Source organism: Ralstonia sp. ASV6 (assembly GCF_016429285.1).
Classification (GTDB): domain Bacteria; phylum Pseudomonadota; class Gammaproteobacteria; order Burkholderiales; family Burkholderiaceae; genus Ralstonia; species Ralstonia flaminis.
In genome coordinates, this window is sequence record NZ_JAELUI010000048.1 from 16212 (window position 1) to 37370 (window position 21159).

21 protein-coding genes and 2 tRNA genes are annotated in these 21159 nt (G+C 61.6%); 20 read left to right on the top strand and 3 right to left on the bottom strand.

All coding sequences use genetic code 11. The annotated features are described in order from the left end of the window. Positions 1 to 52 precede the first annotated feature (52 nt). On the top strand, positions 53 to 1153 hold the full coding sequence (gene aroC / locus JHD73_RS11780) for a chorismate synthase (RefSeq protein WP_199030460.1): 1101 nt from the start codon (positions 53 to 55) through the stop codon (positions 1151 to 1153). A gap of 65 nt (positions 1154 to 1218) precedes the next feature. On the opposite strand, the gene JHD73_RS11785 is transcribed toward aroC, so the two are convergent. Beyond that, on the bottom strand, positions 1219 to 2904 hold the full coding sequence (locus JHD73_RS11785) for an electron transfer flavoprotein-ubiquinone oxidoreductase (protein ID WP_199030461.1): 1686 nt from the start codon (positions 2902 to 2904) through the stop codon (positions 1219 to 1221). Between the two features lie 222 nt (positions 2905 to 3126). Here JHD73_RS11785 and JHD73_RS11790 point away from each other — a divergent pair, with 222 nt between their 5' ends. Next, positions 3127 to 3912, top strand: coding sequence for an SDR family oxidoreductase (locus JHD73_RS11790; protein ID WP_199030462.1), 786 nt, complete (start codon positions 3127 to 3129; stop codon positions 3910 to 3912). A gap of 11 nt (positions 3913 to 3923) precedes the next feature. Here JHD73_RS11790 and JHD73_RS11795 read toward each other — a convergent pair whose 3' ends face one another. Then, positions 3924 to 4469: a LuxR C-terminal-related transcriptional regulator gene (locus tag JHD73_RS11795; protein ID WP_199030463.1), complete on the bottom strand. Its 546-nt coding sequence runs from the start codon at positions 4467 to 4469 to the stop codon at positions 3924 to 3926. Positions 4470 to 4648: 179 nt separating this feature from the next. On the opposite strand from JHD73_RS11795, the gene JHD73_RS11800 reads away from it, so the two are divergent. The 17 genes from JHD73_RS11800 to bluB all read left to right on the top strand — a co-directional run bounded on the left by JHD73_RS11800 (position 4649) and on the right by bluB (position 19781). After that, on the top strand, positions 4649 to 5350 hold the full coding sequence (locus tag JHD73_RS11800) for a CoA transferase subunit A (RefSeq protein ID WP_199030464.1): 702 nt from the start codon (positions 4649 to 4651) through the stop codon (positions 5348 to 5350). Positions 5351 to 5360: 10 nt separating this feature from the next. Then, the gene (locus JHD73_RS11805) at positions 5361 to 5996 is read left to right on the top strand and encodes a 3-oxoacid CoA-transferase subunit B (protein WP_199030465.1); all 636 of its coding nucleotides are present in this window, start codon (positions 5361 to 5363) and stop codon (positions 5994 to 5996) included. Positions 5997 to 6006: 10 nt separating this feature from the next. Continuing rightward, positions 6007 to 6789, top strand: a complete 783-nt coding sequence (locus JHD73_RS11810) for a 3-hydroxybutyrate dehydrogenase (protein WP_199030466.1) — start codon at positions 6007 to 6009, stop codon at positions 6787 to 6789. Positions 6790 to 6939: 150 nt separating this feature from the next. Then, positions 6940 to 7809 carry an alpha/beta fold hydrolase gene (locus JHD73_RS11815; RefSeq protein ID WP_199030467.1) on the top strand — a complete coding sequence of 290 codons (870 nt, stop codon included), beginning with the start codon at positions 6940 to 6942 and terminating at the stop codon, positions 7807 to 7809. 28 nt (positions 7810 to 7837) lie between these two features. Beyond that, positions 7838 to 8206 carry a RidA family protein gene (locus JHD73_RS11820; RefSeq protein ID WP_199030468.1) on the top strand — a complete coding sequence of 123 codons (369 nt, stop codon included), beginning with the start codon at positions 7838 to 7840 and terminating at the stop codon, positions 8204 to 8206. Positions 8207 to 8233: 27 nt separating this feature from the next. After that, positions 8234 to 10489, top strand: a complete 2256-nt coding sequence (locus tag JHD73_RS11825) for a bifunctional (p)ppGpp synthetase/guanosine-3',5'-bis(diphosphate) 3'-pyrophosphohydrolase (protein ID WP_199030469.1) — start codon at positions 8234 to 8236, stop codon at positions 10487 to 10489. Between the two features lie 22 nt (positions 10490 to 10511). Then, positions 10512 to 10588, top strand: a tRNA-Val gene (locus JHD73_RS11830). 377 nt (positions 10589 to 10965) lie between these two features. Then, entirely contained in the window at positions 10966 to 12873 is a 1908-nt protein-coding gene (thrS, locus tag JHD73_RS11835; protein WP_199030470.1) for a threonine--tRNA ligase, read from the top strand. A 28-nt stretch (positions 12874 to 12901) separates the two neighbouring features. Continuing rightward, positions 12902 to 13441, top strand: a complete 540-nt coding sequence (gene infC / locus JHD73_RS11840; protein ID WP_199030477.1) for a translation initiation factor IF-3 — start codon at positions 12902 to 12904, stop codon at positions 13439 to 13441. Positions 13442 to 13620: 179 nt separating this feature from the next. After that, the gene (rpmI, locus tag JHD73_RS11845) at positions 13621 to 13818 is read left to right on the top strand and encodes a 50S ribosomal protein L35 (RefSeq protein WP_004636003.1); all 198 of its coding nucleotides are present in this window, start codon (positions 13621 to 13623) and stop codon (positions 13816 to 13818) included. Between the two features lie 28 nt (positions 13819 to 13846). Then, complete coding sequence (gene rplT, locus JHD73_RS11850; protein ID WP_012762124.1) at positions 13847 to 14203, top strand: 50S ribosomal protein L20; 357 nt, start codon at positions 13847 to 13849, stop codon at positions 14201 to 14203. 145 nt (positions 14204 to 14348) lie between these two features. After that, positions 14349 to 15377, top strand: a complete 1029-nt coding sequence (pheS, locus tag JHD73_RS11855) for a phenylalanine--tRNA ligase subunit alpha (RefSeq protein ID WP_199030478.1) — start codon at positions 14349 to 14351, stop codon at positions 15375 to 15377. A gap of 63 nt (positions 15378 to 15440) precedes the next feature. Next, positions 15441 to 17870, top strand: a complete 2430-nt coding sequence (gene pheT / locus JHD73_RS11860; protein WP_199030471.1) for a phenylalanine--tRNA ligase subunit beta — start codon at positions 15441 to 15443, stop codon at positions 17868 to 17870. A gap of 80 nt (positions 17871 to 17950) precedes the next feature. After that, entirely contained in the window at positions 17951 to 18367 is a 417-nt protein-coding gene (locus tag JHD73_RS11865; protein WP_199030472.1) for an integration host factor subunit alpha, read from the top strand. Positions 18368 to 18434: 67 nt separating this feature from the next. Then, on the top strand, positions 18435 to 18863 hold the full coding sequence (locus JHD73_RS11870; protein ID WP_199030473.1) for a MerR family transcriptional regulator: 429 nt from the start codon (positions 18435 to 18437) through the stop codon (positions 18861 to 18863). A 60-nt stretch (positions 18864 to 18923) separates the two neighbouring features. Then, positions 18924 to 19000, top strand: a tRNA-Pro gene (locus tag JHD73_RS11875). An 88-nt stretch (positions 19001 to 19088) separates the two neighbouring features. After that, on the top strand, positions 19089 to 19781 hold the full coding sequence (bluB, locus tag JHD73_RS11880) for a 5,6-dimethylbenzimidazole synthase (RefSeq protein ID WP_199030474.1): 693 nt from the start codon (positions 19089 to 19091) through the stop codon (positions 19779 to 19781). 1 nt (position 19782) lies between these two features. Here bluB and JHD73_RS11885 read toward each other — a convergent pair whose 3' ends face one another. Beyond that, positions 19783 to 20727, bottom strand: a complete 945-nt coding sequence (locus tag JHD73_RS11885; protein ID WP_199030475.1) for a cupin domain-containing protein — start codon at positions 20725 to 20727, stop codon at positions 19783 to 19785. 116 nt (positions 20728 to 20843) lie between these two features. Between JHD73_RS11885 and JHD73_RS11890 the strand changes: the two genes are divergently transcribed. Then, on the top strand, positions 20844 to 21159 hold a 316-nt coding region (locus tag JHD73_RS11890; RefSeq protein WP_199030476.1), incomplete at its 3' end, for a carboxymuconolactone decarboxylase family protein.

Sequence of the window (21159 nt, forward strand, 5' to 3'; positions counted from 1 at the left end):
GTTTCCCGATGTTTCGCGCCGCCTGCGTGGCGGCGCTTTCCCGAGCACGATCATGTCTGGCAATACCCTGGGCCTGCTGTTTTCCGTCACCACCTTCGGCGAGTCGCATGGCCCGGCCATCGGCGCTGTCATCGACGGCTGCCCGCCGGGCATGACGCTCTCGGCTGAAGACATCCAGCCTGATCTGGATCGCCGTAAGCCCGGCACCTCGCGCCACGTCACGCAGCGCAAGGAAGACGACGTCGTCGAGATTCTTTCCGGTGTGTATGAGGGCAAGACCACCGGCACGCCCATCTGTCTGCTGATCCGCAACACTGACCAGCGCAGCAAGGACTACAGCAACATCGCCGAGACCTTCCGTCCTGGCCACGCCGACTACACCTACTGGCACAAGTACGGCGTTCGCGACCCGCGTGGTGGCGGACGCTCGTCGGCACGGTTGACGGCGCCCACGGTCGCTGCCGGGGCGGTCGCCAAAAAGTGGCTGCGCGAGAAGTTCGGCGTTGAGATCCATGGCTTCATGTCGCAACTGGGCGATATCCAGATTCCGTTCATGGACTGGAACGAGGTGCCGAACAACCCGTTCTTCGCGCCGAATGCCGAGATCGTGCCCGAGCTCGAAACCTATATGGATGCACTGCGCAAGGACGGTGACTCCGTCGGTGCGCGCATTGAAGTGGTGGCGACCGGCGTGCCGGTCGGCTGGGGCGAGCCGCTGTTCGATCGCCTGGACGCTGACATCGCTCACGCCATGATGGGCCTGAATGCGGTGAAGGGCGTGGAGATCGGTGCCGGTTTTCATGCCGTGGCGCAGCGCGGCTCCGAGCACGGCGATGAGCTGACGCCGGGAGGTTTTGTCGGCAACAACGCGGGCGGCATCCTGGGCGGCATTTCGACTGGGCAGGACATCTCGGTGTCGCTGGCGATCAAGCCGACGTCGAGCATCCGCACGCCGCGCCGCTCGATCGACAAGGGGGGCGATCCGGCGATGGTGGAAACGTTCGGTCGCCATGATCCGTGCGTCGGCATTCGTGCCACGCCGATCGCCGAGGCGCTGCTGGCGCTGGTGCTGATCGACCACGCGCTGCGCCATCGCGCGCAATGCGGCGATGTGTCGGTGGAGACGCCGGCCATTCCGGCGAAAGCGTCGTAAGACGATTCGCCCAGGCAACAAAAAAGCGCGTCATCGAACGCGCTTTTTTGTTGGTCATTCGGCGCTTACATGCCGACGTAGTTCGGACCACCGCCACCCTCTGGCGTGACCCACACGATATTCTGCGTCGGGTCCTTGATGTCGCAGGTCTTGCAGTGCACGCAGTTCTGCGCGTTGATCTGCAGGCGCTCGGTACCTTCGTCGTTCTTCACGAACTCGTACACACCGGCCGGGCAATAGCGTTGCTCGGGGCCAGCAAACTGCGCCAGGTTGATGCGCGTCGGAACGGTTGGGTCCTTCAGCGTCAGGTGAGCGGGCTGGTTCTCTTCGTGGTTGGTGTTCGAGATGAACACCGACGAGAGACGGTCGAACGTCAGCTTGCCGTCCGGCTTCGGATACTCGATCTTCACGCACTCGGCGGCAGGCTTGAGCGATTGGTTGTCCGACTTCGTGCCGTGCAGCGTCCAGGGCGGGTTGCTGACGCCAATCTTGGGCAGCAGCCACTGCTCGATGCCGGTCATGATCTTGCCCAGCGTCGGACTCTTCTTGAACCACAGCTTGAAGTTGCGCGACTGGTCCAGCTCTTCCTTCAACCAGCTCTGCTCGAAGGCGGCCGGGTAGGCGGACAGCTCATCTGCGGAGCGGCCAGCCGTCACGGCGTCGAACACGGCTTCGCCGCACATCATGCCGCTCTTGATGGCAGCGTGGCTGCCCTTGATGCGTGCGGCGTTCAGGTAGCCGGCGTCGCAGCCAACCAGCGCGCCACCCGGGAACACGGTCTTGGGCAGCGCCTGCGGCGTGCCGTTGTTGATGGCGCGGGCGCCGTAGCCGATGCGCTTGCCGCCTTCGATATGCGCGCGGATGGCCGGATGGGCCTTCCAGCGTTGCATTTCTTCGAACGGGCTCATCCACGGGTTCTTGTAGTCCAGGCCGATGACGAAGCCGAGCGTGACCTTGTTGTCTTCCAGGTGATACAGGAAGCCGCCGCCGAAGGTGTCGTCTTCCATCGGCCAGCCTGCGGTGTGCACCACCAGACCGGGCTTGGCCTTGGCAGGGTCGATCTCCCACAGTTCCTTGATGCCGATGGCGAAGGTCTGCGGGTCCTTGCCGGCGTTCAGCTTGTACTTGTCGAGCAATTGGCGGCCCAGGTGACCGCGCGCGCCTTCAGCGAAGATCGTGTACTTGCCGAGCAGCTCCATGCCGAGCTGGAAGTTCTCAGTCGGCTCTCCATCCTTGCCGATGCCCATGTTGCCCGTGGCGACACCGCGCACGGCACCCTTGTCGTCGTACAGCACTTCCGCTGCCGCAAAACCTGGGAAGATCTCCACGCCCAGCGCTTCGGCCTGCGTGGCCATCCACTTGACCACGTTCGACAGCGAGATGACGTAGCAGCCGTGGTTGTGGAAGTTGCGCGGCACGAGCCAGTCAGGCGTGCGCTTGGTGCCAGTTTCGCTTAGGAAGAGGACGTCGTCGCCAGTCACGGGCTGGCTGAGCGGTGCGCCGTCAGCCTTCCAGTTCGGCAGCAGTTCTGTGATTGCCCGCGGGTCCATGACCGCGCCCGAGAGAATGTGCGCGCCGGGCTCCGAGCCCTTTTCCAGCACAACGACCGACACATCCTTGCCGGTTTCGGCGGCACGTTGCTTGATCCGGATCGCGGTCGCCAGGCCGGCAGGGCCACCGCCGACGATCACGACGTCGTACTCCATGGACTCTCGGGGACCGTACTGTTCGAGGAGCTGCTGCTGGTTCATAGATGTCTCTTCGCTTGTAGGGCGTTTGCTTATTGGTATGGCGGATTGCTGCATTAGAATTTCCCGCATTGTCGGGGACGCGCCCGTATGCGGCAAGCGAAATTTCTGAACGATCGTTCGATTTTTTGCTAAGCTGCGCCGACTTCATATGCTGGAGCCGCTTGTAACCGGCTCCGCGCATGCCAAATTCAACGCCAAATCAACACGCGGGGATCACGCATCATGGGTCTGTCGATCAATCTGGAAGGCAAGGTTGCGCTGATTACAGGCGCATCCAGTGGCCTGGGCGCGCGCTTCGCGCACACGCTGGCAGCGGCCGGCGCCAAGGTGGTGCTGGCCTCGCGCCGCGTCGAGCGCCTGAAGGAGTTGCGCGCCGACATCGAATCGAAGGGGGGCAGCGCCCACGTCGTGCGTCTGGACGTCACGGACCCAGACAGTATCCGTGCCGCCATCGCCCACGCTGAGACCGAAGCCGGCACCATCGATATTCTTGTCAACAATTCAGGCGTTTCGACCACGCAGCGCATGGTGGATGTGACGCCGGACGATTTCGATTTCGTCTTCGACACCAACACGCGCGGCGCCTTCTTCGTGGCACAGGAAACCGCCAAGCGCATGATCGCGCGGGCCAAGGGGGCCGAGAAGAACGGCTCGCCGCTGCCGCAGTCGCGCATCATCAACATTGCGTCGGTGGCGGGGCTGAAGGTGCTGTCGCAGATCGGCGTCTACTGCATGAGCAAGGCTGCCGTGGTGCATATGACCAAAGCCATGGCGCTGGAGTGGGGGCGCCTGGGTATCAACACGAACGCCATTTGCCCAGGCTATATCGACACCGAGATCAATCACCACCACTGGGAAACCGAGGCCGGCCAGAAGCTCGTGCAGATGCTGCCGCGCAAGCGCGTGGGCAAGCCGGAAGACCTGGACGGGCTGGTCCTGTTGCTCGCGTCGGATCAATCGGACTTCATCAACGGCGCTGTCATCAACGCTGACGACGGGATGGTGTAACCCGCTGGGGCTCAGTGCCCCATCAGCCTTTGCACCAACTCCAGCGAGGTGTTGGCTGCGTACTTCTTCATCAGCCGTGCACGGTAAATTTCCACTGTGCGCGGGCTGATCTCCAGTTGCTTGCCGATCTGCTTGCTGGTCTTGCCTTCAACCAGCTGTGCGGCGATGTCGCGCTCGCGCGGCGTGAGTGCCGCCGTGACCGGCCGGTGCGCCGACAGATCCTCGAACGTCCAGATGCCTTCGCCCAGCGGCTTGGTGCGATCGAGCGCACGGCCCGTGACGTGGCACCAGAACAGCTCGCCGTTGGCACGTTTCATGATGCGCTCGTCCGAGTAGCTGCCGCGCGCGTTCATGACGGGAATGATGCGTGCGCCGGTGCGTTCATACTCATCGTGTGTCGGATAGAGCAACTCAAACGATTGCCCGATCATCGTGGCGCGCGCGTGGCCGAAGATGCGCGCGGCTTCGTCGTTGACGTCGAGCATCACGCGCTCGCGTGACATCACCATGCCGACCGGGGCGAGCTGGAACGCGGTCTGATAATCGAGTGCGGGCATGGCGGTGGGGATCAGGTTAGGGCCTTATGTAGTCGTACGTATTGCTGCGTTGCGTGACGCTTGCGTATTCTCGCCAAATTGTACCGTTACAATTTTCCGGCGCTGCATCGCACAAACCCCAACTGTGCGATCGGTCAAAACCCTGCCGGATTCGTTGGACCACCAAGGAAGGAGCACGCATGAACAAAATCTTCGCCAGCGCCAGCGAGGCGCTCGCGGGCGTCGTCAAAGACGGCCAGACCATCGCCGTGGGCGGCTTCGGCCTGTGCGGCATTCCGGAAGCGCTGATTGCTGCGCTGCGCGATTCGGGCGTCAAGAACCTCACCTGCATTTCCAATAACGCTGGGGTCGATGGTTTTGGCCTGGGCCTGCTGCTGGAAACCCGCCAGATCAAGAAGATGATTTCGTCCTACGTGGGCGAGAACAAGGAGTTCGAGCGCCAGTACCTGGCCGGCGAACTTGAGCTGGAGTTCACCCCGCAGGGCACGCTTGCAGAGAAGCTGCGCGCCGGCGGTGCCGGCATCCCGGCGTTCTTCACCAAGACCGGCGTCGGCACCATGGTGGCCGAGGGCAAGGAGCTGCGTGAGTTCGACGGCGAAACGTACGTCATGGAACGCTCGCTGGTGCCCGATGTGTCGCTGGTCAAGGCACAGGTGGCGGACAAGTCCGGCAACCTGCGTTTCAACCTGACTGCGCGCAACTTCAACCCCGCTGCGGCAACCGCTGGCAAGATCTGCATCGTCGAGGTCGAAGAGATCGTTGAAGTGGGCGAGCTTGCACCGGACGATATCCATCTGCCCGGCATCTACGTGCAGCGCATCGTGCTCAATGCCACGCCCGAGAAGCGCATTGAAAAGCGCACCATCCGAGCAGCCAACTAAGGAGACCGACATGGCCTGGACTCAAGACCAAATGGCGGCGCGTGCTGCCCAGGAATTGCAAGACGGTTTCTACGTCAACCTCGGTATCGGCATTCCGACGCTGGTTGCCAACCACACCGGCGACAAGGAAGTCTGGCTGCAGAGCGAAAACGGCATGCTCGGCATCGGCCCGTTCCCCACGGAAGACGAAGTGGATGCCGACCTCATCAACGCCGGCAAGCAAACCGTGACCACGTTGCCGGGCAGCGCCATCTTCGGCAGCGACCAGAGCTTCGCGATGATCCGCGGCGGCAAGATCAACCTGTCGATTCTCGGCGCGATGCAGGTGAGCGAGACGGGGGACCTGGCCAACTGGATGATCCCCGGCAAGATGGTCAAGGGCATGGGCGGCGCGATGGATCTGGTGGCAGGCGTCAAGCGCGTGATCGTGCTGATGGAACACACCGCCAAGAAGAAGGACGGCACTGAAGATCTGAAACTCTTGCCCAAGTGCACGCTGCCGCTGACGGGCGTGGGCGTGGTTGATCGCATCATTACCGACCTGGGCGTGATGGATGTGACCGAGCAGGGCCTGAAACTGGTTGAAACCGCGCCGGGCGTCTCGCGCGAAGAGATCCAGTCCAAGACTGGCGTCACCCTGATCTAACCCGGAGACCATGATGCTGCAAGGAAAAACCGCCCTCGTTACGGGCTCGACCAGCGGGATCGGTCTGGGCATTGCCTGCTCGCTGGCTGCGCAGGGTGCAAACATCATCATGAATGGCTTTGGTGATGTGGAAGCGCCCAAGGCCCAGATCGCGGCAGCGGGCAAGAACGCCATCCGCATCGGTTACCACGGCGCTGACATGAGCAAGGCGGCCGAGATCGAGGATATGTTCGCCTATGCCGAGGCGGAGTTCGGCGGTGTGGATATCCTCGTCAACAACGCCGGCATCCAGTACGTGGCCAACGTGGAAGATTTCCCGACCGAACGCTGGGACGCCATCATCGCCATCAACCTGACCTCGGCGTTCCATACCACGCGACTGGCCGTGCCTGGCATGAAGCGCAAGAACTGGGGCCGCATCATCAACATCGCTTCAGCGCATGGTCTGGTGGCGTCGGCGCAGAAGTCGGCGTATGTGGCGGCCAAGCATGGCATCGTCGGCTTTACCAAGTCGGTGGCGCTGGAGACGGCGCAGACGGGCGTGACGTCCAACGCGATCTGCCCGGGCTGGGTGCTGACGCCGCTGGTGCAGAAGCAGATCGATGCGCGCGCCGAGAAGGATGGCTTGTCTGCGCTGGAAGCCAAGAAGGATCTGCTGATGGAAAAGCAGCCTTCCGGTGAATTTGTCACGCCCGATCAGCTCGGCGCGCTGGCGGTGTTCCTGTGCAGCGACGCAGCTTCGCAAGTGCGTGGCGTGGCGTGGAACATGGATGGTGGCTGGGTGGCGCAGTAACGCGCGGACACATCAGAGGAAAAAGCCCCGCAGTTGCGGGGCTTTCTTGTTTCTGGCGACTTGCTGTCGCCTGCTGCATCGCCGCATCCTGCCTGGGCCAGCGTACAATCAGGCTTCGCTTTCTCCCGCTGTTTACGTGTAGGAGTCTTCATGCCTGTTTCGCCGCGTCTCGCTTTCGTGCAGTGCCTGAGTCCATCCGGCCTGCATCGGATGGCCTATCACGAGTGGGGCGATCCGCAGAACGCACGCGTGTTGGTGTGCGTGCACGGCCTCTCGCGCACAGGACGCGACTTCGACGTGCTGGCGCAGGCGCTGTGCAATGATTACCGCGTGATCTGCCCCGATGTGGTCGGGCGTGGCCGCTCAGACTGGCTGCTCGATCCAAAGGGTTACGTGATTCCGCAGTACGTGGCCGACATGGTTACGCTGCTGGCGCGCTTGAACGTGGAGTCGGTCGACTGGTTTGGCACGTCGATGGGCGGGCTGATCGGCATGAGCCTGGCGGGTCTGCCGAAGTCGCCGATCCGCAAGCTGCTGCTCAACGATGTGGGCCCGCGCGTGACCGAGTCATCCTTGACGCGTATCGGCGCGTACCTGGGCCTGAACGTCCGGTTCAAGACTTTCGACGAAGGGCTTGCCTATCTCAAGACGATCAGCGCATCGTTCGGGCCGCATACGCCGGAGCAATGGCGCGAGCTGAACACCGCCATTCTCAAGCCACAGGGCGGTGAGTGGATTCTGCACTATGATCCGCGGCTGGCCGAACCGTTCAAGAGCGCCACGCCTGAGTTGATTGCTGCCGGCGAAGCCACGCTGTGGAAGCTCTTCGAGGCAATTCCCGGCGAGGTGCTCATCGTGCGCGGCGCACAATCCGATCTGCTCACGCGCGAGACTGTTGAAGCCATGATGCAGCACGGCCAGCACGTGAATACGGTGGAGATTCCCGACGTAGGCCACGCGCCGACCTTCGTCCAGCCGGACCAGGTGGCGATCGCCCGCAAGTTCTTCCTCGGTCAATGACCGTTTCTGACCTCATTTGATTTGCAACATGAGCACTGAACTGAAGCGTTACAACGTTGAACATCGCTATTCCGATGCAGCCGTCTATAACGGCGTCGTCTACGTGGCCGGTCAGGTGCCTGAGATGACGCTGGATGCCGGCATCGCCGAGCAGACGGCAGAGGTGCTCGCCATCATCGACCGCGTGCTGGCCGCCAACGGCAGCGACAAGACGCGCATCCTGATGTGTCAGATCTTCCTGAAAGACATCACTGAAATTGGCGAGATGAACAAGGTATGGGATCAGTGGGTCGCCGCTGAATCCAAGAACTCGCCGCCGCGCGCCACGGTAGAGGCCGCGTTGGCCAACCCGAAGTACCGTATCGAAATCGTCGTGACGGCAGCGCTGAAGGGCTGAACCCGTCGCGTCACTGCAGGACGCATCATGGAGAACAAGACCGACCGGCCGGCCGAGGGGGCTGGCAAGGTGGCAACACCCGCGGCAGAGCAGGGAGCCAACGGTACGCTGGTTGCACGGGCGATCGAATACTTGGTGGCCAATGCCGGCGATAACGTCACGCTGACCGGCGAGCCGCTGGAGTCGCACGCGCGCGGCACGATCGCTATCCTCGAGGGGCTGCGCGTTGATACGCCGTCGCTGCAGGCGGCCGCGCTGTTCCTGCTGCCTACGTTGGCGACTGACAACGAAATGGCGCTCGAACCCGCTTTCGGCCCCGAGGTGGTCAAACTCGTGCACGACGTGCGGCAGTTGCTGCGCATCGGCGCGATTGCCGGCATGGTGAGTCCGACGGATGCTGGCATCACGCGCAAGAACGAGGCCGAGGCGCGCCGCGCCCAGGTCGAAGCGCTGCGCAAGATGCTGCTTGCGTTCGCGCAGGACATTCGTGTGGTGCTGATCCGGCTGGCGTCGCGGTTGCAATCGCTGCGCTGGCTGGCACAAAGCAAGCGCCCCGCGCCCGAGGGTATTGCACGCGAGACGCTCGACATCTACGCGCCGCTCGCTAACCGCCTTGGCATCTGGCAACTCAAATGGGAACTCGAAGATCTCGGTTTCCGCTTCGAAGACCCCGACACCTACAAGCGCATTGCCCGCCTGCTTGACGAAAAGCGCATCGAGCGCGAAAAGTTCATCGGCGAGGCCATCGCGCAGTTGCAGAAGACGCTGCACGACGCCGGCATCCACGCCGAGGTGACCGGTCGCCCCAAGCACATCTACAGCATCTGGAAAAAGATGCGCGGCAAGGAGCTCGACTTTGCTGATCTGTACGACGTGCGCGCGTTCCGTGTCATCGTCGACGACATCAAGGATTGCTATACGGTGCTCGGTTTCGTGCACCACATGTGGCAGCCGATCCCGAAGGAGTTCGACGACTACATCTCGCGCCCGAAGGCCAACGGCTATATGTCGCTGCACACGGTGGTGATCGGTGACGACGGTCGCGCACTGGAGGTGCAGATCCGCACGCGCGAGATGCACCACTTTGCCGAGTACGGCGTGGCTGCACATTGGCGCTACAAGGAAGCCGGCAGCAAGGGCTACGCCGGCCAATTCTCTGCCAGCGAGCGCTACGACGAGAAGATCGCCTGGCTGCGCCAGTTGCTCGCCTGGAAGGACGACGCCGAACACACTGTTACGCACGAAGATTCCCCGTGGGAGCAGCTCAAGCACACCGAACTGGATGACCATATCTATGTGCTGACGCCGCAGGCGCGCGTCATCGCGTTGCCGCAGGGCGCGACGCCGGTCGACTTCGCTTACCACCTGCACAGTGATCTCGGCCACCGTTGCCGCGGCGCGCGTGTCGACGGCACGATGGTGCCGTTGAACACACCGTTGAAGAATGGGCAGACGGTGGAGATTGTGACGGTGAAGCATGGTGGCCCGTCACGCGACTGGCTGAACACCGAGTTGCACTATCTGGTCAGCCCGCGCGCGCGCACCAAGGTGCGGGCGTGGTTCAACGCACTGGAGCTGGAAGAGACGCTCTCACAGGGCCGGGCACTGATCGACAAGACCCTGCAACGCGAGGGCAAGACCGCCGTCAATCTGGAAGAGCTGGCGGCCAAGCTCGGCTACAAGACGCCGGACGATCTCTATGCTGTGGTCGCCAAGGATGAGTTGAGCCTGCGCCGCATCGAGGCTGTGCTGCGCTCGGATGGTGCGCCGCCACCCGTACCGGTTGATGACGAGGCGTTGATCACCAAGAAGAGCAAAGCGACCAGCGTAGCTCGTGGTGCCAAGAGCGGTGTGTTGGTGGTGGGCGTTGATTCGCTGCTCACGCAGATGTCGCGTTGTTGCAAGCCGGCGCCGCCGGACCCGATTGTCGGTTTCGTCACGCGTGGGCGCGGGGTGTCGATCCATCGGCAAAGCTGCGCGACGTTCCAGCAACTGGCTGCCCGCGCACCCGGCCGCGTGATTCAAACGGAGTGGGGCCAACGTAGTGACTCGGTCTATCCGATCGACATCCAGGTCGAGGCGCTGGACCGCCAGGGCCTGTTGCGAGACATCTCGGAAATCCTTTCGCGCGAGAAGATCAACGTGACCGGCGTGCGTACCCTGTCGAGCAAGGGTGTCGCCAAAATGCAGTTCACCGCCGAGGTGGCGGAGGCGACACAACTGCAGCGCGCGCTGACTTTGATCGAAGAAGTGCAAGGGGTGTTGACAGCCAGGCGCAAGTGACGGTATAGTCTTGTTCTTCGGCAGGCTCGTAGCTCAGCTGGTTAGAGCACCACCTTGACATGGTGGGGGTCGTTGGTTCGAGTCCAATCGAGCCTACCAACGCATTTAGCAGGACGCGTCGGGTAGGATGTCCAAGCCGTCATCCCTCGGGTTCGTCCCGTACAACTGAAACAAGGCGAATATGATTCAGGCACCGCGAACTACAACCGCTTCGGAGCGACAGTAGTCAAGGTGCGTTTTTCGCCCTTTGCGGTCTGCCCAAGCGGTAGATAGCGCAAATGAAAACGCGGCCTTGGCCGCGTTTTTTTTTCGTCCGCGATTTCGCGTCATGCGGGGCGATCAAGCTGAGAGCACTTTGGGGTGCCCGTTCGGCATCCGATTCGACAACCTGCCACGCCAGTTCGGCGCGGCGCACGACAGAATGACAGCCGCTGTGCGCGTCTGAAGCGCACGACGGCGACTCCACAGGAGCAAGCATGATCGCAATCACGTTGCCGGACGGTTCCCGGCGCGAGTTTCCCGGCCCGGTGACGGTGGCTGAAGTGGCGCAGAGCATCGGTGCGGGGCTGGCCAAGGCTGCGCTGGCTGGTCGCGTGGATGGCCAGATGGTCGACACGAGCTACACGATCGACCGCGATGCCAAGCTCGCCATCATCACGGACAAGGACGCCGACGGCGTCGACGTGATTCGCCACTCGACGGCTCACTTGCTGGCCTACGCCGTCAAGGAGTTGTACCCCGACGCGCAGGTCACGATCGGTCCGGTCATCGACAACGGTTTCTACTACGACTTCGCTTACAAGCGTCCCTTCACGCCGGAAGACCTCATCGCTATCGAGAAGAAGATGGCCGAGCTCGCCAAGAAAGACGAGAAAGTTACGCGTGAGGTGTGGAACCGCGACGAAGCCGTCAAGCTGTTCGAGGGCATGGGCGAGAAGTACAAGGCCGAGATCATCGCGTCCATTCCGCAGGATCAGGAAATCGGTCTGTACCGCGAAGGCAATTTCGTGGATCTGTGCCGTGGCCCGCACGTGCCGTCCACGGGCAAGCTCAAGGTCTTCAAGCTGATGAAGGTGGCCGGCGCCTACTGGCGTGGCGACCACAACAACGAGATGCTCCAGCGCATCTACGGCACAGCCTGGGCCAAGAAGGAAGACCAGGAAGCCTATCTGCGCATGCTGGAAGAGGCCGAGAAGCGCGACCACCGCAAGCTTGGTCGCGAGCTCGATCTGTTCCATATCGACGAGTACTCGCCCGGCACGGTGTTCTGGCACCCCAAGGGCTGGACGCTGTGGCAAGAGATCGAGCAGTACATGCGCCGCGTGTACCGCGAGAATGGCTATCAGGAAGTGAAGGGCCCGCAGATTCTCGACAAGTCGCTGTGGGAGAAGACCGGCCACTGGGACAAGTACCGCGAGAACATGTTCATCACGGAATCGGAAAAGCGCGAATACGCGCTCAAGCCGATGAATTGCCCCGGCCACATCCTCATCTACAAGCAGGGCATCAAGAGCTACCGTGATCTGCCGCTGCGCTTTGGCGAGTTTGGCGCCTGTCACCGCAACGAGCCCTCGGGCGGCCTGCACGGCATCATGCGCGTGCGCGGCTTCACGCAAGACGACGGCCATATCTTCTGCACTGAAGACATGATTCAGGCCGAGGTCACGGCGTTCACGACGCTGCTGCAGAAGGTCTACAAGGATTTTGGCTTTACCGAGATTCTCTACAAGCTGTCCACGCGCCCGGAGAAACGCATCGGCACCGAAGAAAGCTGGGACCGCGCCGAGGCGGCTCTGGCCGAAGGCCTGCGCGCGTCGGGGTGTGAGTTCGAATACCTCCCGGGCGAGGGCGCGTTCTATGGCCCGAAGATCGAATATGTGCTTAAAGATGCACTCGGGCGCCAGTGGCAGTGCGGCACGATCCAGGTCGATCCGAACCTGCCGGAACGCCTTGACGCCGAGTTTGTTGGTGAGGACGGCGCACGCCATCGCCCCATCATGCTGCACCGCGCCATCGTGGGCAGCCTGGAGCGCTTTATCGGTATCTTGATCGAGCAATATGCCGGTGCACTGCCGACGTGGCTTTCGCCGGTGCAGGTTGCAGTGCTCAGCATCACCGATTCGCACGCCGAATACGCACAATCCGTTGTGCAATCCCTGCAAAAACAAGGATTTAGGGCGGTTGTTGATTTGCGGAATGAGAAGATTGGGTATAAAATCCGCGAGCATTCCGTGCAGAAGGTCCCCTATCAGATTGTGGTGGGTGACAAAGAGCGGGATGAAAATCAGGTGGCCGTGCGTGCCCGTGGCAACGTCGATCTAGGCTCCATGCCGCTGTCGGCGTTCGTTGAGCGACTGCAGAACGATCTCGCCAACAAGTCATGAGCTGGGCGCGGCCTGTTTTTTTGAATCTTTGAGGATATTCAACATCGCTACCGATAAGTCATCTCACCGCCTCAACCGCGAAATCACCGCGCCGGAAGTCCGGCTGACCGGGGTTGAAGGGGAACAGCTCGGCATCGTCAAACTGTTTGACGCATTGCGTCTGGCAGAAGAAAAAGACGTCGACCTGGTCGAGATCGCGCCGACCGCGCAGCCGCCCGTCTGCCGTCTGATGGACTATGGCAAGTTCCGGTATTCAGAACAGAAAAAGGCTCACGAGGCCAAGCTGAAGCAGAAGGTTATCCAGGTGAAGGAAGTCAAATTCCGTCCTGGCACCGACGACAACGACTACGACGTCAAGATGCGCAATGCGACGCGCTTCCTTGAGGATGGTGACAGGGTAAAAGTTACCTTGCGTTTCCGCGGCCGCGAAATGGCTCACCAGGAATTGGGCATGCGCGTGCTGGAGCGTATCAAGACTGACCTGGAAGAACTCGGTCAGGTTGAGCAGATGCCGAAGATGGAAGGCCGCCAGGCAGTGATGATGTTGGCACCCAAGAAGAAAAAGTAATGCAGTGGCGGCCGGACGATTCCGGCTGCGCTGAGCAGGTTTCAGACGGAAACGTCGGAAAACGCAGCGGGTTAGGGGTGAAAGCCCCGAGCCTGCCGCGATACAACAAGTGAGTCCGGGTCTTGCAAGTGTCGGCGCCAGCCGTCCACCTGGCTTCATGTCAAAAGCGGAGTTGTTCCATGCCGAAGATGAAGACGAAGAAAAGCGCCTCCAAGCGCTTTACTGCCCGTCCTGGTGGCACGATCAAACGTGGCCAAGCCTTCAAGCGTCACATCCTGACCAAGAAGACCACCAAGAACAAGCGTCACCTGCGCGGTACCGAGGGCGTCCATGAGACGAACCTGAAGTCCGTTCGCGCAATGATGCCGTACGCCTAACCCTAACTAACTACGAAAGGAGCATTTCATGCCTCGAGTAAAACGTGGGGTCACAGCGCGGGCCCGTCATAAGAAGGTTATCAGCGCAGCCAAGGGTTACCGCGGCCGCCGCAATAACGTCTATCGCATCGCCAAGCAGGCGGTCATGCGTGCTGGTCAGTACGCTTACCGCGATCGTCGCAACAAGAAGCGCGTGTTCCGCGCACTCTGGATTGCACGTATCAACGCTGGCGCACGCGAGCATGGCCTGACCTACAGCAAGTTCATGAACGGCCTGAAGAAGGCGTCCATCGAGCTGGACCGCAAGGTGCTGTCGGACATGGCCATTCACGACAAGGTGGCTTTTGCCGCCATCGTGAACCAGGTGAAAGCCAACGTCGCCTGATTGGATTAGCCGGGCAAGCCGCTGGAATTGCCCAACAGTTTGCCGGCTAGTCACCCTGACGGGGCTCTTACCGAGCCCCGTTTTTTATTCCGCGTATTCCGCGATCCCGAATCACCCGAATTTTTTCGCTCGCCTTCCCATGTCACTGGATCTGGATCAAGTCGTCGCTGATGCCCAAACCGCGTTTGCCTCTGTAGAGGACAACGCCTCGCTGGAAAACGAGAAAGCGCGCTTTCTCGGCAAGTCCGGCGTGCTGACCGACTTGCTCAAGGGCCTCGGTAAGCTCGATCCGGAGACGCGCAAGTCCGAAGGCGCGCGCATCAACCAGGCCAAGAGCCGCGTTGAAGAAGCGCTGACCGCCCGCCGCCAGGCGTTGGCCGATGCGCTCATGAACGCGCGCCTGGCCGCCGAAGCGATCGATGTGACGCTGCCCGGCCGTGATGTGGCGCAAGGTAGCCTGCACCCGGTGATGAACACCTGGGAGCGCGTCGCCAAGATCTTCGGTTCGATTGGTTTCGATGTGGCCGACGGCCCCGAAATCGAATCCGACTGGATGAATTTCACGGCGCTGAACAACCCGGACAACCATCCGGCGCGCTCGATGCAGGACACCTTCTACATCGATGGCCGCGACAGCGAAGACAAGCTTCTGCTGCTGCGCACGCACACCAGCCCGATGCAGGTGCGCTACGCCCGCATGCACGTCGAGAAGTACAAGCACCTCGACCGCATCCCCCCGATCAAGGTCATCGCGCCGGGCCGCACGTATCGCGTTGACAGCGACGCCACGCACTCGCCGATGTTCCACCAGGTCGAAGGCCTCTGGATTGCCGACAACATCAGCTTTGCCGACCTGAAGGGCGTCTACACCGACTTCCTGCGCAAGTTTTTCGAGCGCGACGACATCAACGTACGCTTCCGCCCGTCGTACTTCCCGTTCACCGAGCCGTCGGCCGAGATCGACATGGCGTTCGGCAACGGCAAATGGCTGGAGATTTCCGGTTCCGGCCAGGTGCACCCGACCGTGGTGCGCAACATGGGCCTGGACCCGGAGCGTTACATCGGCTTTGCGTTCGGCTCCGGCCTAGAGCGCCTGACGATGCTGCGCTATGGCATTAATGATCTGCGCCTGTTCTTCGAGGGTGATGTGCGTTTCCTGCGGCAGTTCGCGTAAGAACTGATCGTTCGCAGTTTCGTCACCTTGCCCCGTTAATCGAATTCTTCTTTCTGTCGCGCCATGCAATTTCCGGAATCCTGGCTTCGCAGTTTCGTCAATCCGCCGATCACCACTGACGAGCTTTCCCATCGCCTGACGATGGCGGGCCTCGAAGTGGAAGAGGTCGACCCCGTCGCGCCGCCGTTCTCGCAGATCGTCGTCGGCCATGTGGTCGAGGTGAACAAGCACCCGGACGCCGATCGCCTGAACGTCTGCAAGGTCGATGCGGGCACGGGCGAGCTGCTGCAAATTGTTTGCGGCGCACCGAATGTTTCGGTGGGCATCAAAGTGCCGTGCGCAATGGTGGGTGCCGAACTGCCGCCGGGTGAAGACGGCAAGCCTTTCAAGATCAAGGTCGGCAAGCTGCGCGGCGTGGAGAGCTACGGCATGCTGTGCTCAGCGCGCGAGCTGAAGCTGTCGGAAGACCACGGTGGCCTGCTGATCCTGCCGGAAGATACGCCGGTCGGAGCGGACATCCGCAAGGTGCTGGATCTGGATGACCAGATCTTCGTCATCAAGCTCACGCCCAACAAGGCGGACTGCCTGTCGATTCATGGTGTGGCGCGTGAAGTGTCTGCACTGACGGGTGCGCCGATTACGATGCCGTCGATGGCGCCGGTGGCCGTGACGCTCGCTGACAAGCTGCCGGTCAAGGTGGAAGCGCCGGACCTGTGCGGCCGCTTTTCGGGCCGCATCATCCGCGGCGTGAACGCACACGCGAAGACACCGGCATGGATGGTCTCGCGCATCGAACGTGCGGGCATGCGCAGCGTGTCTGCACTGGTCGATATCTCCAACTACGTGATGCTGGAGCTGGGCCGCCCGTCGCATGTGTTTGATCTGGACAAGATCCACGGCGGCCTGACGGTGCGCTGGGGCAAGGCGGGCGAAGAGCTCAAGCTGCTCAACGGCGACACCATCAAGGTCGACGAGAAAGTTGGCGTGATTGCCGACGAGCAGGCCATCGAAAGCCTGGCCGGCATCATGGGCGGCGACAAGACCGCCGTCACGCTCGACACGCAAAACATCTACGTTGAAGCTGCGTTCTGGTGGCCTGAGGCGATTCAGGGGCGCGGCCGTCGCTACAACTTCTCGACCGACGCCGGCCACCGCTTCGAGCGCGGCGTCGATTACGCGACCACCGTTGAGCATATCGAGCGCATCAGCGCGCTGATCCTCGAAATCTGCGGCGGCCAGGCCGGCCCGATCGATGATCAGATCGTCAATCTGCCAAGGCGCGAGCCGGTACGTATGCGCGTGGCGCGTGCCGCGCGTGTGCTCGGCATTCCGCTGTCGCATGAAGTTGTGGCGGATGTGTTCAAGCGTCTCGCCCTCACGTTCAGCGTGGATGGCGATGTGTTCATCGTCGAGCCACCGTCGTATCGTTTTGACCTCGAGATCGAGGAAGACCTGATTGAAGAGGTCGCCCGCATTTACGGCTTCGAGCAGATTCCGGCCAAGCCGCCCGTTGCTGAAAATGAGATGCGCTCGACCGACGAGGCACGCCGCACGATGCACGATGTCCGTCACGCGGTGGCCGCGCGCGACTACCACGAGGTCGTCAACTTTGCTTTCGTCGAGACGGAGTGGGAAGCCGATTTTGCTGGCAATACCAACCCGATTCCGCTGCTGAACCCGATCGCCAGCCAGTACTCGGTGATGCGCAGCACGCTCATCGGCGGCCTGCTCGACAAGGTGCGTTACAACCTGAATCGCAAGGCTTCGCGCGTGCGCATGTTCGAGGTGGGCCGTGTTTTCCATCGCGATGCGGGCGTGGCTGACGGTGGTCTGTCGATCGCTGGCTACGCGCAACCGATGATGGCGGGTGGTATTGCTTACGGCCCGGCCAAGGAAGAGCAGTGGGGCGTGCAAACGCGTGCTGTTGATTTCTTCGATGTGAAGGGCGATGTGGAATCGTTGTTGTGGCCGCTGCAGGCACGCTTCGAGCGCGCTGAGCATCCGGCGCTGCATCCGGGGCGCTCCGCACGTGTGGTGCTGAATGATCGCGCCATCGGCTGGATCGGTGAGCTGCATCCGCGCTGGCTGCAAAAGTACGATCTGCCGACCGCACCGGTGGTGTGGGAGTTGGAGCTCGACGCTATCACCGCGATCGGTTTGCCGAAGTATCGTGAAGTGCCGCGCGTGCCGGCCGTGACGCGCGACATCGCACTGGTCGTGCGACAGGACGTAGCAGTTCAAGATCTCGTGGATACCTTCGAGAAGACTGCCGTCGGCGCGCCATGGCAACGTTATCTGCAGGGGGTTGTGCTGTTCGACGAGTTCCGTCCGAAGGCCGCTACGGCGGCCATTGGAGCGCAGGAGAAAAGCCTTGCCTTCAGAATTACGTTGCAAGATACTGACAGCACCCTTCAGGACGACATTGTCGAGGCCGCCACACAGCAACTGATTCGAGCGGCCGGCGATGCATTTGGCGCGCGCCTGCGTGCCTGACGTCTCAGACGTCCGCATTGCGCTAGAGACAGCTCGAACGAACTTCCGCATTCGGATCGATCAACGCCCAAGCGAATCCTATGAACGATCAACACGCGCCCGCGCTGGCGGCATCTTTGGACGACTCGCTCGGTTCTTCTTCGGCAGCACTGGCTGACGCGCGTGATGCGCGCGGCCAAGACGTGCCGACGCTCACCAAGGCCGAGCTTGCCGAGATGCTGTTCGAGCAGGTCGGTCTGAACAAGCGTGAATCGAAGGACATGGTCGAGGCGTTTTTCGACGTGATTCGCGAGGCGCTCGAACAGGGGGACAGTGTCAAACTGTCCGGCTTCGGCAACTTCCAGTTGCGCGATAAGCCGCAGCGCCCGGGCCGCAATCCGAAGACCGGGGAGATCATCCCGATCACGGCGCGCCGTGTCGTCACGTTCCACGCAAGCCAGAAGCTCAAGGCGCTCGTTGAAGAGCGTGTCGAGCCGATGCCTGCGGGCGTTGCGTAGTTCTGTCGCTCTGTAATTCCGTTGTTTCTGCTGTTCCGTCCACCCCGGATCTTTTCGCCTGCCCTTCATGGCCGCCGATAAACACACGGAGCGGGTCAACCTGCCGCCGATTCCTGCCAAGCGCTACTTCACCATTGGTGAGGTGAGTGATCTGTGTGCTGTCAAACCGCACGTGTTGCGCTATTGGGAGCAGGAGTTCACGCAGCTCAAGCCCGTCAAGCGGCGCGGCAATCGTCGGTATTACCAGCACCATGAAGTGCTGTTGATCCGGCGTATTCGCGAGCTGCTGTACGAACAGGGCTTCACGATCAATGGCGCGCGCAACCGACTCGATGAGTTGCGTCATGGTGTGGGTGCTGCGCCCGTGCAAGCTGCTGAGTCAGAAATCGACGCCCGTGCGACGACACCTCTGGTGACGGGCGGCGCGGTGGACGTGCCGAGCTTGCGACTTGCGTTGCAATCGGTGCTGGAAATTCTGCACAGCGATAAACCCTAAGCGCACGCGGCGACCCACTAGTCATCTGCGCGGCAGCTCTGTTATACTTTCATGCTTGTTCGGGGCGTAGCGCAGCCTGGTAGCGTACCTGCATGGGGTGCAGGTGGTCGGAGGTTCAAATCCTCTCGCCCCGACCAAAAAAATCGAAGGACTTACGGTGATGAGCCGTAAGTCCTTTTTGTTTTTTTCGGGGACATCACACGCGTATGCGCGCGGCTTCAGGTCATGAGCCAGTTTCGGTATAGCGACGGCGAAGTCGATGCCGTCTATCGGGTGATCCGCGAGCGGCGAGACATGCGCCATTTCCGGCCCGACCCACTTGATGCGGCACTGCTGACACGTCTGTTAGAAGCCGCTCACCTTGGCCCCAGCGTCGGCTTCATGCAGCCCTGGCGCTTCATCCACATCACAGATCGAGGCCTGCGGGCTCGTGTGCACGCGCTGGTCGAAACCGAGCGCCAGCAGACTGCCGTTGCGCTGGGTGAGCGGCAGGATGATTTCATGCGGCTCAAGGTGGAGGGCATTCTGGAGTGCGGAGAGGTCCTGGTGGCGGCGCTGATGGACGGCCGCGAGCGGCATGTTTTTGGCCGTCGCACGCTGCCAGAGATGGATCTTGCCTCGGTCGCTTGCGCGATCCAGAACATGTGGCTCGCCGCCCGGGCTGAAGGGGTCGGGATGGGGTGGGTCTCCCTCTTTGATCCCGAGCAGTTGTCCGAACTGCTTCATCTGCCGTCGGGCGCCAAACCGATCGCAGTGCTGTGCCTGGGGTATGTAGATGAGTTCTACGACCAGCCGATGCTGGAGCAGCAACGGTGGGCAGCGCGGCAGCCACTCCATGAACTGCTGTTCGAGAACGGTTGGGGTAATCCAAGCCCGCTTGCTGATAGCGCCCAGAGCCGCTCCGACCAAGAGATCTAGCTCAAGACGAGGTCGTCGCGCGCGCGGGCCCAGCGGTTGCCCGTCGGTATCGCGCCGGCGTCATCCCCAGTTGCTGCTTGAACGCCTTGCCGAACGCCGCTTCGGATTGATAGCCAACGCGGGCGCTGATTTCACCCACACTCAGCCGCGTATGAATCAACGCATCGCAAGCCATGGTCATGCGCACGCGCGTGAGGAAATCCCACACGGTCATGTCAGCGCGTGCCTTGAAGTGGCGCGCATAGGTGGCGCGGGACATGGCAGCCAGGTCGGCCAGGACATCAATGGTCCACGCATACTCAGGCGTGGTGAGCATGGCTTGCACGGACGTGCTGAGACGTGTGTCCGATAGCAACGTGAGCGTACCCGGGCCGGCATTCTCGCGCTGGCCGTAGACGCGCAGCGCAAGCGTCAGCAGCGCTTGGCTCAACGATGTGACGATTGCCAGCGCACCGGGGGCGCGCGTCTCAGCCTCGCTGCGCATCATGCCAATGACGGCTTGCAGCGCTGGAAACGAAGCACTATCACTCAAGGACACATGCAGCGGGTCGGGCAGCGTGCGCACCAGCAATGTGGTCGAGCCAGGCTCGTGCACGAAGCGACCGCAGAGCAGGTCGACCTCGGCAGCGCCACGGCCGGTCAGTTGCAGCGGGAGCATGCCGTCATGCGATGCGCGCGGTTTGCGCACGGGCGCGTTGGCCGCGCTTGCCGTGTCATGGATGGTATGTGCGTGGCCGCGCGGGAAGAGGATGAAATCACCTTCGCGCAGAGTGAGTGTGCGGCCCCCCGTTTCTACCAGACATGTGCCAGCCAGCACCAGATGGAAGATCGCCTGACCGTTCGGCTCGGGATCATGCGGAATCGAGAATGGCCCTTGAAATAGGCAGCGCAAATCAAGACTGGCCTGTGGGCGGGTCAATTGGATGAATTGGCTGAGCGCATCCATTGAGACGATCTCGATAGAAATTGGTTGAATCGAGTATTCAACGGATTGGCCACAAAGACAATACTCTTTCCAACGGCACAGGCATCCGGCCAGTGCCACACCACCGGGAGCACATCATGCTGAACTGGGTTGAGTATCGGAAGGAACTGTTGGGGCGCATTGGCGAGATCGGCAAGATCACGCCAGATACGGTCAAAGGCTATCAAACGCTGTCGGGAGCAAAGACCGGTAGCCTGGATGCCAAGACGCGTGAACTGATTGCCCTGGCCGTGGCGGTGACGACACGTTGCGATGGCTGTATCACTGTGCATACCGCCGAAGCGCTCAAGCATGGCGCCACGCATGAAGAGATTGCGGATGCGTTGAGCGTAGCGATCTCGCTCAACGCGGGGGCGGCGCTGGTGTACTCGGCGCGCGTGATGGACGCGGTGC

Excerpts from the sequence above, each read along its gene's own strand:
- rpmI (WP_004636003.1), top strand. The coding sequence starts at position 13,621 with ATGCCGAAGATGAAGACGAAGAAAAGCGCCTCCAAGCGCTTTACTGCC.
- JHD73_RS11800 (WP_199030464.1), top strand. The coding sequence starts at position 4,649 with ATGAACAAAATCTTCGCCAGCGCCAGCGAGGCGCTCGCGGGCGTCGTC.
- JHD73_RS11825 (WP_199030469.1), top strand. The coding sequence starts at position 8,234 with ATGGAGAACAAGACCGACCGGCCGGCCGAGGGGGCTGGCAAGGTGGCA.
- JHD73_RS11815 (WP_199030467.1), top strand. The coding sequence starts at position 6,940 with ATGCCTGTTTCGCCGCGTCTCGCTTTCGTGCAGTGCCTGAGTCCATCC.
- JHD73_RS11795 (WP_199030463.1), bottom strand. The coding sequence starts at position 4,469 with ATGCCCGCACTCGATTATCAGACCGCGTTCCAGCTCGCCCCGGTCGGC.
- thrS (WP_199030470.1), top strand. The coding sequence starts at position 10,966 with ATGATCGCAATCACGTTGCCGGACGGTTCCCGGCGCGAGTTTCCCGGC.
- JHD73_RS11820 (WP_199030468.1), top strand. The coding sequence starts at position 7,838 with ATGAGCACTGAACTGAAGCGTTACAACGTTGAACATCGCTATTCCGAT.
- bluB (WP_199030474.1), top strand. The coding sequence starts at position 19,089 with ATGAGCCAGTTTCGGTATAGCGACGGCGAAGTCGATGCCGTCTATCGG.
- JHD73_RS11785 (WP_199030461.1), bottom strand. The coding sequence starts at position 2,904 with ATGAACCAGCAGCAGCTCCTCGAACAGTACGGTCCCCGAGAGTCCATG.
- JHD73_RS11810 (WP_199030466.1), top strand. The coding sequence starts at position 6,007 with ATGATGCTGCAAGGAAAAACCGCCCTCGTTACGGGCTCGACCAGCGGG.
- JHD73_RS11790 (WP_199030462.1), top strand. The coding sequence starts at position 3,127 with ATGGGTCTGTCGATCAATCTGGAAGGCAAGGTTGCGCTGATTACAGGC.
- JHD73_RS11870 (WP_199030473.1), top strand. The coding sequence starts at position 18,435 with ATGGCCGCCGATAAACACACGGAGCGGGTCAACCTGCCGCCGATTCCT.
- JHD73_RS11865 (WP_199030472.1), top strand. The coding sequence starts at position 17,951 with ATGAACGATCAACACGCGCCCGCGCTGGCGGCATCTTTGGACGACTCG.
- JHD73_RS11885 (WP_199030475.1), bottom strand. The coding sequence starts at position 20,727 with ATGGATGCGCTCAGCCAATTCATCCAATTGACCCGCCCACAGGCCAGT.
- aroC (WP_199030460.1), top strand. The coding sequence starts at position 53 with ATGTCTGGCAATACCCTGGGCCTGCTGTTTTCCGTCACCACCTTCGGC.
- pheT (WP_199030471.1), top strand. The coding sequence starts at position 15,441 with ATGCAATTTCCGGAATCCTGGCTTCGCAGTTTCGTCAATCCGCCGATC.
- rplT (WP_012762124.1), top strand. The coding sequence starts at position 13,847 with ATGCCTCGAGTAAAACGTGGGGTCACAGCGCGGGCCCGTCATAAGAAG.
- JHD73_RS11805 (WP_199030465.1), top strand. The coding sequence starts at position 5,361 with ATGGCCTGGACTCAAGACCAAATGGCGGCGCGTGCTGCCCAGGAATTG.